The following is a 14,951-nucleotide window of genomic DNA, read 5'->3' as shown; positions in this document are numbered from 1 at the left end:
AATCAGAAGGACTGATCATCACATCTGAAGCGGTCCAAACAGGATGCGCAACAGCCCCCCCGCGGTCAGCGTTTCTTAGTCCAGACGGTGCGCTTACGTCGCGGTGGGTAATGTTGAACAAGCCGCCGCCAGGATCATGCCCCCCTGCGCATCAGATAGATGTCCATGATCCAGCCATGCCGGGCCCTTTCCTGCGCGCGGAGGCCCGCGATCCTGTCCCGCACGACCGCCAGCGGCCCTTCGATCAGCAGCTGATGCTCCATGCCGAGATAGGCCCCCCACCAGATATGGATGCCGGCGGGATCGAGCGCGTCGAAGGCACAGCCCTGATCCAGCATCACGGCGACGCTGTCGCCGTCGGCCGGCCAACCATCGTCGCGCAGCCGGCGCCCGGTCGTGATGACCACCGGCGCGCCCAGCCGGTTGAGGGGGATGGCGTGCGCTGCGGTCAGCGCCTGCAGGCTGGTGATGCCCGGCACGACGCTTACCCGGATCGCCAGCCCCCTCTCCGCCAGCCGGTCGGCGATCCGCAGGCTGCTGTCATAAAGGGAGGGATCGCCCCAGACCAGCAGGGCAAGGCGGCCGCCATCGGGCAAGTGGCGTGCGATCTGCCCGGCCCAGGCCTGCGTGATGGCATCGTGCCAGTCCTGGACGGCGCCAAGATAGTCGCCGCGCGCATCGCGCACGGGCAGGTCGAATTCCACCACCCGCACCGCCCGCGTCAGCACGGCCGCGCAGATGGTGCGGCGCAGGTCGACAAGGTCAGACTTGGCGCTGCCCTTGCGTGGCAGCAGGATGAGGTCGGCGCTGTTCATCGCCCGCACCGCCTGGGCCGTCAGATGATCGGGATTGCCGGTGCCGATGCCGATGAGGTGCAGGTCGATCATCATGCGCTCGCGATCATGTGGAAGAAGGAACCGCTGGCCCAGCCGCGCCGCGAGCCGGTTTCCGCGACCGCAGCACCGTCGGCATCGGTCACCCGCATCAGCGGCGCGTCATCTTGGCCCAGGATGGTAGAATAATGGAACTCATGGCCGCGCAGCATGGTGCCGGCGCGCAGCCCCGCGACAGGCGCCAGCAGTTCCGCCCGCCGATAGCCCAGATGCAGCCGGCGATCCGCATGGCTGGTGACAAGGCCGAGCAGCCCGGCCATGCGATGGGCGGTGCCGTCCCGGTCGATCAGCGCATCGCCCAGCACCATATAGCCGCCGCATTCGCCATGGACCGGCCGATCCTCGGCATGGCGGCGCAGGCCCGTCAGGAAGTGCTGCGCGCCGGCGATGGTCCCGGCGTGCAGTTCGGGATAACCGCCGGGCAGCCAGATCAGGTCGGCATCGTCGGCTGGCGCCTCATCGGCCAGCGGGGAGAAGGGCATGATCTGCGCCCCGGCCTGTCGCCAGCCTTCGAGGAGATGCGGGTAGAGGAAGGAGAAAGCCACGTCCTGCGCCACCGCGATCCGTTGCGCCGGGGGATCGGGCAGGCGCCCGCCGGCCCTGACGCCGTGCGCCCGTGCGGCGTCCCGAACCGCGGCGAGATCGACCCGCTCCCGCATGAGTGCGCCATGGCGCTCCAGCGCCTGATCGAGCCCCTCCCGCTCGCCGGCCTGCACCAGCCCCAGATGCCGTTCGGACAGGCAAAGGTCCGCGTGCTGGGGCAAGGCGCCGAACACCGCAATGCCCGCCGCCGCCAGCCCCGCGCGCGCCAGCCGTTCATGGCGCGGGCTCGCGACGCGATTGAGGATGACGCCCGCAATCGTCACATCGGGATCGAAACGGGCAAAGCCCAGCGCCGTCGCCGCACAGGATTGCGCCTGTCCGGATATGTCGAGCACCAGCAGCACCGGCCAGCCCATGCGGCGCGCCACGTCGGCGGCGGTGCCATGGCCGGCCGCGCCCCGCCCCGCCACCCCGTCGAACAGGCCCATCGCCCCTTCGGCCACGATCATGTCGGCATCGCCGGCCTCGGCCGCCACCCGGTCCAGCAGCGCGCCGTCCATCGCCCAGCTGTCCAGGTTGAAGGACGGCCGGCCGCAGGCAACGCGATGGAAGGCCGGGTCGATATAATCCGGCCCGCATTTGAACGGCTGCACCGTCACGCCCACGTCGCGCAGCGCGCGGAGCAGGCCGAGCGTGACGGTCGTCTTGCCGGCGCCCGATGCGGGCGCCGAAACGAGCAGGCCCGGCACCGTCACTCGGACGACCCGGCGTAGCGCGATCCGGCATGCTGGGGCCGGAAACGCCGGTCATAGCCCTGCGCATAGAGGCTGCTTTCGGCAAAATCCGCCGCGTCCAGCGCCGGGCCGACCAGGATGATGGCGGTGCGCTCCATGCTGCCCGCGACCGCCGCCTCGATCGACGAGAGGGTCGCCCGCACGATCCGCTGGTCGGGCCAGCTTGCCCGCCACACGACCGCGACCGGGCAGGATTGCCCATAGGCCGGCATGAGATCGGCCACCACCTGCGCCAGATTGTGGATCGACAGATGGATGGCCAGGGTCGCGCCCGTCACCGCAAAGTTGGTCAGGCTCTCGGCCGGCGGCATGGTGCTGGCGCGCCCCGGCGTGCGCGTCAGGACGAGCGACTGGGCCAGTTCAGGCAGCGTCAGCTCCACCTCCAGCGCAGCGGCCGCCGCAGCGAAGGCCGGCACGCCGGGGGTCACGGTGAAGGGGATGTCCAGCGCCCGGAGGCGGCGGATCTGCTCGCCCATGGCCGACCAGACCGAAAGGTCGCCGGAATGGAGCCGCGCCACATCCTGCCCGGCGGCGTGGGCGGCGGTGATCTCCGCCATGATGGCGTCCAGGTCCATGGGCGCGGTGTTGACGATGCGGGCGCCGGGCGGACAATGCCCCAGCACCTCCGCCGGGACCAGCGATCCGGCATAGAGGCATATCGGGCTGGCCGCGATCAGATCGCGGCCGCGCAGGGTCAGAAGGTCGGGCGCGCCGGGACCGGCGCCGATGAAATGGACGGTCATGATGATGCTCCTTGAGCGATGGCGCAGGTCGCCATGCGATCGGGGGAAAGGCTGCGGGCGGCGCGCAGGCGGGCGCCTTTCCCCGCGCCGGCCAGGGCACATGCTTCGGCGACGCTGCCGGTGCCACGCGCGGCCAGCGATGCCGGCGACCGGGTGATGGTGGGCCAGGATGCGAGGCGATCGGCCGCAATGGGGATGAGCGGCAGGGCCAGTTGCGCGGCGAGTTCCGCCAGTCCCCCGGCCTTGTCCGCCAGCGTGGCGAGATGGGTGACATCCCGTCCGCCGCCGGCCGCCACCAGCGCCGCCCGCAGGGACGCGGTGGTCGCGCCGGCACGGAAACCGAAGCCCGCAACGATCATAGCGTGACGCTCCACTGCACCACCGGATAGCGCGACCGCCAGCCATGGCGATTGCCGAGCGGCGCAGCGTCGGCCAGTTCGATCCGCAGCAGGCTGCCGCCCCGCCGCCCGTGCCAGAGCGCCAGCAGCGCCTCCGACTCCAATGTCACCGCATTGGCGACCAGCCGCGTGCCGGGTGGCAGCAGTGCCTCCAGCCGTTCCAGCAGCGCCTGCGACAGACCGCCACCGATGAAGACCGCCTGCGGCATCGGGCCATCAGGCAACATGTCCGGCGCGCGACCGACCATCAGCTCCAGCCGATCCACGCCCAGCGCACGGGCATTGGCGCGGGCGCGATCCGCACGGGCCGGATCGGCCTCCACCGCGCAGGCGCGATTGGCCGGATGAGCCAGCAGCCATTCGATCGCGATCGATCCCGACCCGGCGCCAATGTCCCACAGATAGTCCCCCGGCCGGGGCGCCAGCGCCGACAGGGTCAGGGCGCGCACCGGCGCCTTGGTGATCTGTCCGTCATGGTCGAACAGCGCGTCGGGTCGACCACTGGCGACCGTCAGGACAGGGCCGTCACCGGCGACCTCCAGCCCGACCGCCACAGGATGAACGATGTCGGGCAGTATCGTCGCCCCCGCCTCGATCGACCGGATCCGTTCGCGCGGGCCGCCGAGGCTTTCCAGCACATGCAGGCGCGACGCGCCAAATCCCCTGGCCGACAACCAGGCGCCAAGCCCCGCCACCGCCGCCCCGTCGCGCAGCAGCACCAGCGCCCGCGCGCCCGGCGCGAGGTGCGGACGCAACCGATCCAGCGGCGCGGCATGCAGGCCCAGGCACGCGACATCCTGTATCGCCCAGCCCAGCCGCGCCGCCGCCAGCCCGAAGGTGGAGGGCGCGGGATGCGCGCACCATTCATGCGCCGCCAGATGGCGCGCGATGCTGCTCCCCGCGCCGAACCAGAAGGGGTCGCCCGACGCCAGCACCACCACCGGCCGCCCACGATGCGCCAGCAGCCGCGCGATCCCGTCCGCGAAGGGCACTGGCCATTCGACCATCGGCGCGCTAATCCCGCCGAGCAGCGCAAGGTGCCGGGCCGGCCCCATGACCAGGTCCGCCGCCGCCAGTGCCGCGCGGCTTGCCGCAGACAGGCCGTCCATCCCGTCCTCGCCGATGCCGACGATCGTCAACCAGGGGGGAGAATTCATGTCATCCATGCCCAATATCCTGCTGCTGGGCGGCACGACGGAGGCAAGCGCGCTGGCGGCCTTGCTGGCGGCGCGCGGCATCCGCGCGACCTTCAGCTATGCCGGACGCACGGCCAGCCCGCGGGCACAACCCCTGCCCGTGCGGGTCGGCGGCTTTGGCGGGGTGGCGGGACTGGTCGCGCATCTGCGTGCGGAAGGCATCACCCATCTGGTCGACGCCACCCACCCCTTTGCCGCGACGATGAGCGCCCATGCGGTGGCGGCTGCGCATAGGGTGGGAATCGCCCATGCTGCGCTGACCCGTGCGCCCTGGACGCCCGTCCCCGGCGATCGCTGGACCACGGTGCCGGACATGGCAGCGGCGGTGGCCGCGCTCGACGGCCCGCCTCAGCGGATCATGCTCGCCCTGGGGCGCATGCATGTGGAGGACTTCGCCGCCCAGCCCCAGCATCATTATCTGCTGCGCTTCGTGGATGCGCCGGACGCGGTGCCCCCCCTGCCCGATCATGCCCTGATCGTAGATCGCGGCCCGTTCACGGTGGCGGACGACACAAGCCTGCTGCGGGACCATCGCATCGACCTGATCGTCGCCAAAAATGCCGGTGGAACGGGCGCAGCCGCCAAGCTGGACGCCGCGCGCGCGCTGGGCCTGTGCGTGCTGATGATCGACCGGCCCGCGCTGCCCGATCGGTGGGAGTTCCACCGGCCCGAGGATGTGCTCGACTGGATCGCTCATCCCGCCGCCTCGTCGGGGATGCCGCGCGGCGTGTAGAGGATCGGCCCGCGCGGCCGCTCGATGATGCGGGTCCGGCTCGACCCGACGATCACCATGGTGCGCATGTCCGCCATGTCCGCCCGCGCCTGCCCCAGCGGCACGATATGCAGTGTCTCCTGCGCGGTGGTCACGGCGCGGGCGAAGAGGATCGGGCGTGCATCGCCACAAAGTTCCCGCAACAGCGCCAGCGTGCGCACGAACCCTTCCGGCCGCGACGCCGACCGGGGATTGTAGAAGGCCATGGCGAAATCCGCCTCCGCCGCCAGCCGCAGCCGCTTTTCGATCAGGGACCAGGGCTTGAGATTGTCCGACAGGTTGATCGCACAGAAATCATGGCCAAGCGGCGCGCCCGCACGCGCCGCAGCAGCCAGCATCGCGGTGATGCCGGGCAGCACGCGAATGTCGATGTCGCGCCAGTGGGCAGGTCCGGCCTCCAGCGCCTCGAACAGGGCGGATGCCATGGCAAAGACGCCCGGATCGCCCGAGGAGACGACGACGACCCGCCGCCCCTGCGCGGCCAGCTCCAGCGCATGGGCCGCCCGGTCCAGTTCCACCCGATTGTCCGAAGGATGCAACGCCAGCCCCGCACGCGGCGCGACCCGCGCGACATAGGGGATATAGCCCACCACGTCGGTCGCGGCAGCCAGCGCGGCGTCGACCTCCGGCGTCACCAGCGCTTCGCCCCCTGGCCCAAGCCCCGCGATCGCGATCCAGCCCCCCTCTCCCGCCGCAAGATTCATGGCCGGCGCCCTTGGCCGTGGATCAGCAGGATCGAGAAATAGGGCGTGACCCTGTCGACATCGGCCAGCCGGGTCACGCGCTGTTCCGGCATGGCGGCATGTTCGACCAGCCATGCTTCATCGCTGCGCCCGGCCGCCGCCACCGCGCGGCGCAGCTTGGCGAGGTGCCGGCCGATCTTCATCACCACCAGCGCGTCGGTATCGCGGATGCGGCGGACCAGTTCCTCTTCCGGCAGCGTCGCCATCGCGACGGTCAGCACATCGTCACCCCAGGTGATCGGCAGGCCGGTCGCATTCCACGCGCCCGACATGCCCATGATGCCGGGGACCACTTCGACCGGGACCAGCCCCGCCAACCGGCTGTGCAGATGCATGAAGGAGCCGTAGAAAAAGGGATCGCCCTCGCACAAGACGACCACATCCTCGCCCGCCTCCGCGATCGCCAGCAGCCGCCCGGTGCAATCGGCATAGAAGGCGGCAAGGCAGTCGTTATAGCGCGGATCGGTGACCGGAATTTCGGTCGTCACCGGATATTCCATCGCCAGTTCGATTGCATCGTCCCGCAACATGCCCTGCGCGATGCGGCGCGCCTGCCCCGGTCGGCCGGCCTTGCGGAAATAGGCGACATGCCGTCCCCCCCGCACCAGCCGGTCGGCGCGCACGCTCAGCAAGTCCTGCGCGCCGGGGCCAAGGCCCACGCCATAGACGGTGCCGCTCATTCCGCGCGGCTCGCCAGCGCATTGATCGCCGCGACCGTGATCGCGCTGCCGCCAAGCCGCCCGTCGACGACGCAGCAGGGGACCGGCTGCGCCGCCCACAGTGCCGCCTTGGATTCCGCCGCGCCGACGAAGCCGACCGGGCAGCCGATGATCGCTGCGGGGCGCGGACAGGCCGGATCCTCCAGCATGTCGAGCAGGTGGAACAGCGCCGTGGGCGCATTGCCGATGGCAACCAGTGCCCCGGCAAGATGCGGCCGCCACAATTCCAGCGCGGCGGCGGATCGGGTATTGCCCATCGCCCGCGCCATGTCCGGCACGGCGGTGTCGTGCAGGGTGCAGAGCACGGCATTGTCGGCGGGCAGGCGCGCGCGCGTGACCCCTTCCGACACCATGCGCGCATCGCACAGCACCGGTGCCCCTGCGGCCAGGGCCTGCCGCGCCGCCGCTGCAAAGCCCGGCGAAAAGCGGATATGGGCCGCCAGGTCCACCATGCCCGCGGCATGGATCATGCGCACGGCGACCGGCTCTTCCTCGGCAGCAAAGCGCCCGAGGTCGGCTTCGGCGCGGATGGTGGCGAAGGACTGGCGATAGATTGCCGCGCCATCCCTCTCATAATCATGGGGCATCAACAGGCTCCGAAATGGGCAAGAAGGTCGGTGGCGGTGAGGTCAGGACGGACGGGCGCCGATCCTGCGCGGGCATGGAAGGCAAGGTCGTAGCGCCCGTCCCGCCCCGTCAGCACAACATCGGCCGGCATCGAACTGGCGCAGCCCTTGGCGCAGCCGGAGACATGAAGGCGGCCCGCCACATGGGGGGCCAGCTGGCGGGCGAGATCGCGCGTCTCCACACTCGCCTGCGGACAGGCAGGCGCGCCGGGGCAAGCCTCCACATGGATCAGCGGGTCGGCAGCGTCTGCGCACAGGCCGGGCAGTTGCCCTTCGGCCAGCAGCATGCGCCACGGGGTCAGCCGCATGGCCGGCGCGTCGAGAAGATGCCGCGCGTCGATCCGGCCGAAGGGAAGACCATAGGCCATGCCGCCATCCCATGCGCCGGGGACCGGTCGCGGGCGTGGCGCCGCCGCCTCTGTCGTGCCCGTTGCCCAATCCGGCAGCGGCGCATCATGCCGGGCCATGCGCCCCGCGCGCGCGCCGTCGCTCTCCACGAACCATCGGGCGAGCGCGAGCAGCGCATCCACTTCGCGGCCGCTATCCACCGGCACGCCTTGTGCCCGCCCCTCCGCACGCAAGATCAGGCCGCCATCGCGCGCCCGTTCGATGCGAAAATCCCCCGCTTCGCCGGGCAGGAGCGGCGCGGCGCCGGCATCGATCACGAAGCCCATCTTGCCCGGCAAGTCCGGCAGTTCGTCCAGGCGATCGAGCAACTGGCGGGCGATGCGATGGCTGTCATCCCCTTCGCGCCAGTCCGGCGCGACCATCATCATGCGCGCGCCCTCGCGCCGAGCATCGTGGTCGACCAGGCCAAGGTCGAGCAGCCGGTCGAGCAAGGGGCGCCAACTATCGTCGCGCACGCCGCGGATCTGGAGGTTAGCGCGCCGGGTCATGTCGATCAGGCCGTTGCCATGGGCGATCGCCGCTTCGCCCAGCGCCGCCAGATCATCGGCCGAAAGACGGCCAAGGCGCGGCTTCACGCGCACGATCAGCCCGTCGCCCGCCGCCATCGGGCGCCAGGCATCGGGACACCAGCCCCGAACGGCCGGCCCGTGGGCCCCCGCATGGTTCGCGGTCGCCCTATCCCTGCCCGCGCCGGTCTGGCTCACAGGCAAATCCTCCGCGCGCCGGGACGCAACCAGGCGGGGCTTGCCGGCATCGCCGGTCGGCGCGAGGTGGCAGGCAGGCGCGACAGGCGCCCGACACCACGCGGCCGTGCAGCCCCAGCCACACGCTTCGCCGCCCAGACGGAAGAGAGACCGTGCCATGACCAACCCCTGGGTCAGGACAAGAGCGACCGAAACGCCGGCAGGTCTCCTGGCTCGCGGGTCGTTGCGGGATGCACGCCTTCCCGGACGCTCTGTCCAGTGGCTGCCCTTATGGGCTCGTGCATCGCGCTATCCGCTTACAGTTGCAGGGACAGCCGCGGAATAAGAGGCCAGGCCCCCGCACCGCATTCCCGATTAAGTTCCTTGCGGAACACCGGCGTCAGTTATGCAATACACCAGCATGAACCGGCGCATCGGTGATGCCCTAGTCGAAACATCGGTCTTCGCCAAGACGCGGAATGTAGATCGGCAGGACCGCCCGGACGCATATCCGCCCCAGCTCAGGACATCGGCGCGATCCTGCCGGTCGCCAGCAGCGCGAAGAGGCATGACGCCAATATCAGGCGATAGAGGACGAAGGGCAGATAGCTGCGGCTGCTGACCAGTTTCAGGAAGGCGACGATCACGCCATAGCCGACGGCGAAGGCGATCAGCGTCGCCAGCAATGTCGGCCCCAGGCCGATGCCGCCCGCTTGCCCCCAGCTTTTCCAGAGCTGGTAGAAACCCGACCCCAGCACCGCCGGAACCGCCAGCAGGAAGGAATAGCGGGCCGCCGCCTCGCGCGTATAGCCAAGCATCAGCCCCGCCGTGATGGTCCCACCCGACCGCGACACGCCGGGGATCAGTGCCATCGCCTGCGCCAGCCCCAGCACCAGTCCATGGCCAAGGCTCAACTGTTCGAGTTTCCGCACTTTCGCCCCGAACCGGTCCGCCAGCCCCAGTGCAACGCCGAAGATCAGCAGCGTCGACGCGGTGAAATAGAGATTGCGCAGCGAATGCTCGATCGCATGCTGGAACGCCAGGCCCAGCACGACGATCGGCACCGTCCCGAGCAGGACCAGCCAGCCCATGCGGACATCGCCGGGCTTGCCCTGTGGGCCAGGCCGGAAGGACCGCAGCCAGGCCCAGGCGATGCGGGCGATGTCGTGCCGGAAATAGAGCAGCACCGCCGCCTCCGTCCCGATCTGGGTGATCGCGGTGAACGCCGCCCCCGGATCCTTGCCGGAGCCCAGGAACAGGCCCGCAATCCGCAGATGCGCGCTCGACGAGACGGGAAGAAATTCGGTAAGTCCCTGCAACAGGCCGAGACATGCCGCTTCGAACCAGAGTGCGGGATCGTCCATGCGCCGCTGCTCTCACATGAAAAAATGCGCCAGGGCAAGCCCCCTGGGCGCAGGCCCGCCGGACCAGCGCCCGCTGCGGCTCAGGCCTGCCGGACCGCGGGAAAGGCCTCCGCGCCATTTTGCCGCGGCCCGATCTTGCGGTCCCACAGATCGGCATAGAGCGCTTCGAGCCGCTCGTTCATCGACGATACGCTCCAGGGGCTGAGGTCGATGCCCCGCACCCCTTGTTCCAGCCGTTCGGACGTCGGCTCATGGCTCAGCACCAGATTGATCGGCCGCTCCATCGCCTCCACCGTGTCGACGCGAAAGCCGGTGACGTCATTCTGGACGATGAAATCGATGCCCGGCAGGTCGGTGGCGATGATCGGCTTGCCGCCCAGCGCATATTGGACGATCACGCGCGGCAAGCCTTCGCGTTCGGACGACAGGATGCACAGCTGCGCGGTCTTGATCCAGCGCGCAATATCCTTGCGGAAGCCGATCACCCGGACATGGCCGGCCAGCCCCAGCGCCTCGATCCGCGCGCGGATCGCCGGTTCGAGCGGCCCAGCCCCGGCCAGCAGCAGGCAGGCCCGCGGATTGGCGGCCACGATCCGCGCGAAGATATCGAGGAACTCGACATGGCGCTTGCGCTCCTCGAACGCCGCCACCATCAGCATCACCTGCGCGTCCGCCCATCCCATCACCGGCGCCTCGGCCATCACCGCCAGTTCCGCCTCGCTCAGCGGCTCGGCCTGCTGGAACGCGGCCACGTCCATGCCGCTGGGAATGACATGATGCCGGTCCTCGTCGCCGATCCGGTTGACCAGACATTCCGTCTTCATGCCCGCGCTGACGTCCACGAATGCGTCGGTTACCGGCGACAGCATTTTCTCGCACGCCAGATAGATGCGCCGTTCCATCGGCCCGACATTCAGGAAGGGCAGGATATGCACGCCATGGACGATGATCGGCGATTGCGAGAACATGGCTGCCAGCCGCCCGACGAACCCGGCCTTGCTGGTATGGGTATGGACGATGTCGGGGCGGATCTTGCGCAGGCGCAGCCCCATGTCGAGCAGCGCCTGCAGATCCTTCACCGGGCTGACCTCGCGCACCAGCGCATCGATGCAGATGGGCCGGACGTCGGGATGCAGGCGTCCCAATATGTCCGCATGATTTTCCCGGCCATACATCAGATAGACCTCATGCCCCTGCTCGGCCTGGCCGTTGCAGGAATAGAGGGTGTTTTCGTCGGCGCCGCCCCGGATGAACCGCGTGATGATGTGTACGATCTTCATATAGCCCCCGCTCAACAGCATTCGACGGAACGCCTATTTGATTCGCAATGATTCGTAAATATCAATCAAGTTGATTTCTATCGTTGACGATCGGATACGAACGCGTATGCTCAATCTCGTCATGGAAGGGAGAGAGGAATTGCGCTGCATTCACGCGACGGCGTTCGGATGCGGCGCAATTCTGCGATTTCGTCCCGCAAATCAGGAAACCCCACGCGCCGCCGCGCCATGAATTCATGACAAAATCACATATCTGACAGGAATCGAGGGATTACGCATGAACATAGCGGTAGTCGGGCTGGGCTATGTCGGCCTTTCAAATGCAGTTCTGCTTGCTCAGCATAATCATGTCATTGCCGTCGATGTCGCTGCGGACCGTGTCGATGCGGTCAATGCGCGCCTATGCCCGATCGTCGATGCCGATCTCGAAGACTATCTGCAGACCCGCGACCTGGACCTGTCGGCCACGCTGGACCTCGACCAGGCTTGTGCCGGCGCGGATTTCGTCCTTGTGGCCACGCCGACAAATTATGACCCGACCACCAACTATTTCGACACCTCCAGCGTGGAGGCGGTCATCGCCCAGGTCACGCGGATCAACCCGCAGGCGATCATCATCATCAAGTCGACCATCCCGGTCGGCTTCACCCAGGCGATGCGCGACAGGTTCGGCACCGACAACATCATCTTCTCGCCGGAATTCCTGCGCGAAGGGAAAGCGCTGCACGACAATCTCCATCCCTCGCGGATCGTCGTGGGCGAAAAATCGATGCTGGGCCAGGTCATCAGCCAGTTGCTGCGCCAGGGCGCCATCCGCCAGGATATCGAAACGGTGCTGACCGATCCGGCCGAGGCGGAGGCGATCAAGCTGTTCGCCAACACCTATCTCGCGATGCGCGTCGCCTTCTTCAACGAACTGGACAGCTACGCCCTGCACCGCGGCCTGGAAACCCGCCAGATCATCGACGGCATCAGCCTCGATCCGCGGATCGGCAACCATTATAATAATCCGTCCTTCGGCTATGGCGGCTATTGCCTGCCCAAGGATACCAAGCAGTTGCTCGCCAATTACAGCGACGTGCCGCAGAACATGATCACCGCGATCGTCGACGCCAATCGCACCCGCAAGGATTTCCTGGCCGACCAGATCATCGCGATGCAGCCGCGCACGGTCGGCATCTACCGGCTCGTCATGAAGGCCAGCTCCGACAATTTCCGCCAGAGCGCGATCCAGGGGATCATGAAGCGGATCAAGGCCAAGGGGATAGAGGTCGTGATCTACGAACCGACTTTGGGCGCCCCCGATTTCTTCGGATCGCAGGTTCTGGCCGATCTCGATGAATTCAAGTCACGATGCAGCGTGATCATCGCCAATCGCAAGTCACCGAACCTCGCCGATGTCGAGGAAAAGATATTCACCCGCGACATCTACGGAGTTGATTGATGAAAACCGTTCTCGTCACCGGTTCTTCAGGGTTCATTGGCTATCATCTGTGCCATCGCCTGCTCCAGGACGGATTTCATGTCATCGGCATCGATAATCTTTCGGATTATTACGATGTCGGCCTCAAGCAGCGCCGCCAGTCTCTGCTGCTGCAAAACCCCCATTTCACGGTGGTGAACCAGTCGATCGAAACCCCGTCGCTGCTGATGGACCTGTTCCGCGACTATCGCCCCGACCTAGTCGTCCATCTCGCCGCGCAGGCGGGCGTGCGCTATTCGATCGAAAATCCGCGCAGCTATCTGGAAAGCAATCTGGTCGGCACGTTCGAACTGCTCGAAGCCGCGCGCGCCTTCCCGCCACAGCATCTGCTGCTGGCCTCCACCTCATCGGTCTATGGCGCCAACGACGCCATGCCCTATCGCGAAACTGACAAGGCCGACCATCAGCTGAGCTTTTACGCCGCCACCAAGAAGGCGACCGAGGCGATGGCGCACAGCTATGCCCATCTGTTCGGCCTACCGACCACCATGTTCCGCTTCTTCACCGTCTACGGCCCCTGGGGCCGTCCCGACATGGCGCTGTTCAAGTTTACAAAGGCGATCCTGCGCAACGAGCCGATCGACGTCTATAATTATGGCGATATGCGGCGGGACTTCACCTATATCGACGATCTGGTCCAGGGCATCCGCCTACTGCTCGACGCGATCCCGCACCAGGGACCGGACAAGGACGTTCAGGCCCCGCAGAGCGAAGTTGACAGCCAGTCGCCGGTCGCGCCGTTCCGCGTCGTCAATATCGGCAATTCCCAGGCAGTGCAACTCACCGACTTCATCGCCGCGATCGAGGAGGCCACCGGGCGGGACGCCATCCGCAACCTCATGCCGATGCAGGCAGGCGACGTGCCGGCGACCTGGGCGGATGCCAGCCTGATCCGCGATCTCACCGGCTACACCCCCTCGACCCCGATCGCGCAGGGGGTGCGCAATTTCGTTGCCTGGTATCGTGACTATTACCGGCTCTGACGCCCCCGCCCTCGGCGCGCGCCGGCCTTCTCGCATGACAGACGCGTCATGACCGGCGAGCGCGCCCTATCGACAAGAGGCCCGATGCCACGGCTGAGTTCCCATCTCGCCTTCGCCTCCATCTCGCAATTGCTGCGCTATGCGGCGCCGTTGCTGGTCTATCCCTATCTCACACGGACATTAGGGATCGACGCGATGGGCTATTTCTCCACCGTGATGGCGGTGGGGCTGATGTGCAGCGCCTTCGTCGAATTCGGCTATGGCCTGATGTCGGTGCGTGAACTGGCCAGCGGCGACCGGCATGTCACCGGCGCCGTCCTGTCCGAACTCTGCCTCGGCCGATCTGTCATGTTTCTGCTGGTCGCCGCGGGGCTGGCCATCATCTGCCATTATGTCGATCTGCTGGCGGACAGCGGCGCCTATGTCGCTGCGCTCGCGATCGGGCTGGCCTACGGCTTTTCCGCCTCATGGTATTATATCGCGGCGGAACGGCCCAGGACGCTCGCCGGCATAGACCTGTCCTGTTCGCTGACAAGTTTCGCGCTGATCCTGGCCCTGGTCCGGGGGCCGGCCGATGCGCTGCTGGCGCTGTGGCTCTTCGTCATCCCCCTGCTGGCTGCCGCCCTCTACGGCCATCTGCTCGCCCGCAGGCGCTATGGCTTCCGACTGACCTCGCCCAGCGCGCTGCTGGCGTCGCTGGCGCTGTCGCTGCGCTTCTTCTTCTTCACCGGCTTCCCATCGCTCACCAACCGGTGGAGCGTAGTTGCGCTGGCGATATGGTCCGATCCGCTGCAGGTCGTCTATTTCGCGGCCGGCGAAAAGCTGACCACCGCGGCCATCAACACGACGGTGCCGCTGACCCGCGTCCTCCTGCCGCGGATCGGGCGGCTGATGGCCGGCGATCCGGGTGCCGCCTATCGCGACATCCGGCGCTATGTCATCGGCATCGGCGGCTTCTACCTGTGCGCCAGCGCCGTGACGATCGCCCTTGCGGGGATCAGCTATCCCATCATGTTCGGGGCGAACCTGGCCGAAGGATCGCGCATCTTCGCCGCACAGATGCTGATGGTCCCCTTCGCCGCCTCGTCGCGCGTACTGGTCCAGGTGGGGCTGACCAGCCTGCGGAAGGAAGGCTTCTGCGCGCTCGTCTTCATTGCCTCGACCTTGCTCTACCTGCTGGTCTCCGCGCTGATCGCCCCAACCGGCGGCGGGATCGGCATCGCGCTCGCGCGGGCAGCGATCGAAATGATCGTCCTGCTCCTGTTCGTGCGCGCCTTCATCCAGGCCGGGCACAGCCGAGTCCGCCCATGACCTGCAACCAGC

General features: G+C 67.7%; 15 protein-coding genes and 1 riboswitch. Of the genes, 4 read left to right on the top strand and 11 right to left on the bottom strand.

The genetic code is table 11. The features are described 5' to 3' along the window. Positions 1-134 precede the first annotated feature (134 nt). The 5 genes from cobF to U0025_RS23385 are packed head-to-tail and all read right to left on the bottom strand — an operon-like array spanning position 135 to position 4,537. Positions 135-887 carry a precorrin-6A synthase (deacetylating) gene (cobF, locus tag U0025_RS23405; protein ID WP_004210132.1) on the bottom strand — a complete coding sequence of 251 codons (753 nt, stop codon included), beginning with the start codon at positions 885-887 and terminating at the stop codon, positions 135-137. Next, positions 887-2,191, bottom strand: coding sequence for a cobyrinate a,c-diamide synthase (locus U0025_RS23400; RefSeq protein WP_004210131.1), 1,305 nt, complete (start codon positions 2,189-2,191; stop codon positions 887-889). Before U0025_RS23400 ends, cobF begins: the two co-directional genes overlap by 1 nt. Beyond that, on the bottom strand, positions 2,188-2,973 hold the full coding sequence (gene cobM / locus U0025_RS23395) for a precorrin-4 C(11)-methyltransferase (RefSeq protein ID WP_004210130.1): 786 nt from the start codon (positions 2,971-2,973) through the stop codon (positions 2,188-2,190). The genes U0025_RS23400 and cobM overlap by 4 nt, the downstream gene beginning before the upstream one ends. Further along, positions 2,970-3,332 carry a cobalamin biosynthesis protein gene (locus tag U0025_RS23390; RefSeq protein ID WP_004210129.1) on the bottom strand — a complete coding sequence of 121 codons (363 nt, stop codon included), beginning with the start codon at positions 3,330-3,332 and terminating at the stop codon, positions 2,970-2,972. Before U0025_RS23390 ends, cobM begins: the two co-directional genes overlap by 4 nt. Continuing rightward, positions 3,329-4,537, bottom strand: a complete 1,209-nt coding sequence (locus tag U0025_RS23385; RefSeq protein ID WP_037490906.1) for a bifunctional cobalt-precorrin-7 (C(5))-methyltransferase/cobalt-precorrin-6B (C(15))-methyltransferase — start codon at positions 4,535-4,537, stop codon at positions 3,329-3,331. The genes U0025_RS23390 and U0025_RS23385 overlap by 4 nt, the downstream gene beginning before the upstream one ends. On the opposite strand from U0025_RS23385, the gene U0025_RS23380 reads away from it, so the two are divergent. After that, positions 4,536-5,300 carry a cobalt-precorrin-6A reductase gene (locus U0025_RS23380; RefSeq protein WP_037490904.1) on the top strand — a complete coding sequence of 255 codons (765 nt, stop codon included), beginning with the start codon at positions 4,536-4,538 and terminating at the stop codon, positions 5,298-5,300. The two genes, U0025_RS23385 and U0025_RS23380, sit on opposite strands and share 2 nt — an antisense overlap. Here U0025_RS23380 and cobJ read toward each other — a convergent pair. The 6 genes from cobJ to U0025_RS23350 form a co-directional block, all read right to left on the bottom strand. Then, positions 5,261-6,043, bottom strand: coding sequence for a precorrin-3B C(17)-methyltransferase (gene cobJ / locus U0025_RS23375; protein ID WP_004210126.1), 783 nt, complete (start codon positions 6,041-6,043; stop codon positions 5,261-5,263). The two genes, U0025_RS23380 and cobJ, sit on opposite strands and share 40 nt — an antisense overlap. Further along, a complete protein-coding gene (gene cobI / locus U0025_RS23370; RefSeq protein WP_004210125.1) occupies positions 6,040-6,762 on the bottom strand; it encodes a precorrin-2 C(20)-methyltransferase in 723 nt (240 codons plus the stop codon). Before cobI ends, cobJ begins: the two co-directional genes overlap by 4 nt. After that, entirely contained in the window at positions 6,759-7,388 is a 630-nt protein-coding gene (locus U0025_RS23365) for a precorrin-8X methylmutase (protein WP_004210124.1), read from the bottom strand. Before U0025_RS23365 ends, cobI begins: the two co-directional genes overlap by 4 nt. Further along, entirely contained in the window at positions 7,388-8,440 is a 1,053-nt protein-coding gene (locus tag U0025_RS23360) for a cobalamin biosynthesis protein CobG (protein ID WP_037490901.1), read from the bottom strand. Before U0025_RS23360 ends, U0025_RS23365 begins: the two co-directional genes overlap by 1 nt. 280 nt (positions 8,441-8,720) lie before the next feature. Continuing rightward, a riboswitch (cobalamin riboswitch) is annotated at positions 8,721-8,932 on the bottom strand. Between the two features lie 107 nt (positions 8,933-9,039). Next, positions 9,040-9,882: an undecaprenyl-diphosphatase UppP gene (uppP, locus tag U0025_RS23355; RefSeq protein WP_004210121.1), complete on the bottom strand. Its 843-nt coding sequence runs from the start codon at positions 9,880-9,882 to the stop codon at positions 9,040-9,042. A gap of 80 nt (positions 9,883-9,962) precedes the next feature. Then, the gene (locus tag U0025_RS23350; RefSeq protein ID WP_169331140.1) at positions 9,963-11,162 is read right to left on the bottom strand and encodes a glycosyltransferase; all 1,200 of its coding nucleotides are present in this window, start codon (positions 11,160-11,162) and stop codon (positions 9,963-9,965) included. A gap of 277 nt (positions 11,163-11,439) precedes the next feature. On the opposite strand from U0025_RS23350, the gene U0025_RS23345 reads away from it, so the two are divergent. The 3 genes from U0025_RS23345 (at position 11,440) to U0025_RS23335 (ending at position 14,939) form a co-directional block, all read left to right on the top strand. Next, a complete protein-coding gene (locus tag U0025_RS23345) occupies positions 11,440-12,606 on the top strand; it encodes a nucleotide sugar dehydrogenase (RefSeq protein WP_004210117.1) in 1,167 nt (388 codons plus the stop codon). After that, on the top strand, positions 12,606-13,628 hold the full coding sequence (locus U0025_RS23340) for an NAD-dependent epimerase/dehydratase family protein (protein ID WP_004210115.1): 1,023 nt from the start codon (positions 12,606-12,608) through the stop codon (positions 13,626-13,628). Before U0025_RS23345 ends, U0025_RS23340 begins: the two co-directional genes overlap by 1 nt. A gap of 84 nt (positions 13,629-13,712) precedes the next feature. After that, positions 13,713-14,939 carry a lipopolysaccharide biosynthesis protein gene (locus U0025_RS23335; RefSeq protein ID WP_004210113.1) on the top strand — a complete coding sequence of 409 codons (1,227 nt, stop codon included), beginning with the start codon at positions 13,713-13,715 and terminating at the stop codon, positions 14,937-14,939. Positions 14,940-14,951: the final 12 nt, after the last annotated feature.

The organism is Sphingobium yanoikuyae (assembly GCF_034424525.1).
In the GTDB taxonomy this organism is placed as follows: Bacteria; Pseudomonadota; Alphaproteobacteria; order Sphingomonadales; family Sphingomonadaceae; genus Sphingobium; species Sphingobium yanoikuyae.
This window is presented reverse-complemented; position numbering and strand designations above follow the sequence as displayed.

Bases quoted from the DNA above. Each gene is read 5' to 3' on its own strand.
- cobF (WP_004210132.1), bottom strand. From the start codon at position 887: ATGATCGACCTGCACCTCATCGGCATCGGCACCGGCAATCCCGATCAT.
- cobM (WP_004210130.1), bottom strand. From the start codon at position 2,973: ATGACCGTCCATTTCATCGGCGCCGGTCCCGGCGCGCCCGACCTTCTG.
- U0025_RS23390 (WP_004210129.1), bottom strand. From the start codon at position 3,332: ATGATCGTTGCGGGCTTCGGTTTCCGTGCCGGCGCGACCACCGCGTCC.
- U0025_RS23380 (WP_037490904.1), top strand. From the start codon at position 4,536: ATGCCCAATATCCTGCTGCTGGGCGGCACGACGGAGGCAAGCGCGCTG.
- U0025_RS23385 (WP_037490906.1), bottom strand. From the start codon at position 4,537: ATGGATGACATGAATTCTCCCCCCTGGTTGACGATCGTCGGCATCGGC.
- cobJ (WP_004210126.1), bottom strand. From the start codon at position 6,043: ATGAATCTTGCGGCGGGAGAGGGGGGCTGGATCGCGATCGCGGGGCTT.
- cobI (WP_004210125.1), bottom strand. From the start codon at position 6,762: ATGAGCGGCACCGTCTATGGCGTGGGCCTTGGCCCCGGCGCGCAGGAC.
- U0025_RS23365 (WP_004210124.1), bottom strand. From the start codon at position 7,388: ATGCCCCATGATTATGAGAGGGATGGCGCGGCAATCTATCGCCAGTCC.
- U0025_RS23360 (WP_037490901.1), bottom strand. From the start codon at position 8,440: ATGGCGGCGGGCGACGGGCTGATCGTGCGCGTGAAGCCGCGCCTTGGC.
- uppP (WP_004210121.1), bottom strand. From the start codon at position 9,882: ATGGACGATCCCGCACTCTGGTTCGAAGCGGCATGTCTCGGCCTGTTG.
- U0025_RS23350 (WP_169331140.1), bottom strand. From the start codon at position 11,162: ATGAAGATCGTACACATCATCACGCGGTTCATCCGGGGCGGCGCCGAC.
- U0025_RS23345 (WP_004210117.1), top strand. From the start codon at position 11,440: ATGAACATAGCGGTAGTCGGGCTGGGCTATGTCGGCCTTTCAAATGCA.
- U0025_RS23340 (WP_004210115.1), top strand. From the start codon at position 12,606: ATGAAAACCGTTCTCGTCACCGGTTCTTCAGGGTTCATTGGCTATCAT.
- U0025_RS23335 (WP_004210113.1), top strand. From the start codon at position 13,713: ATGCCACGGCTGAGTTCCCATCTCGCCTTCGCCTCCATCTCGCAATTG.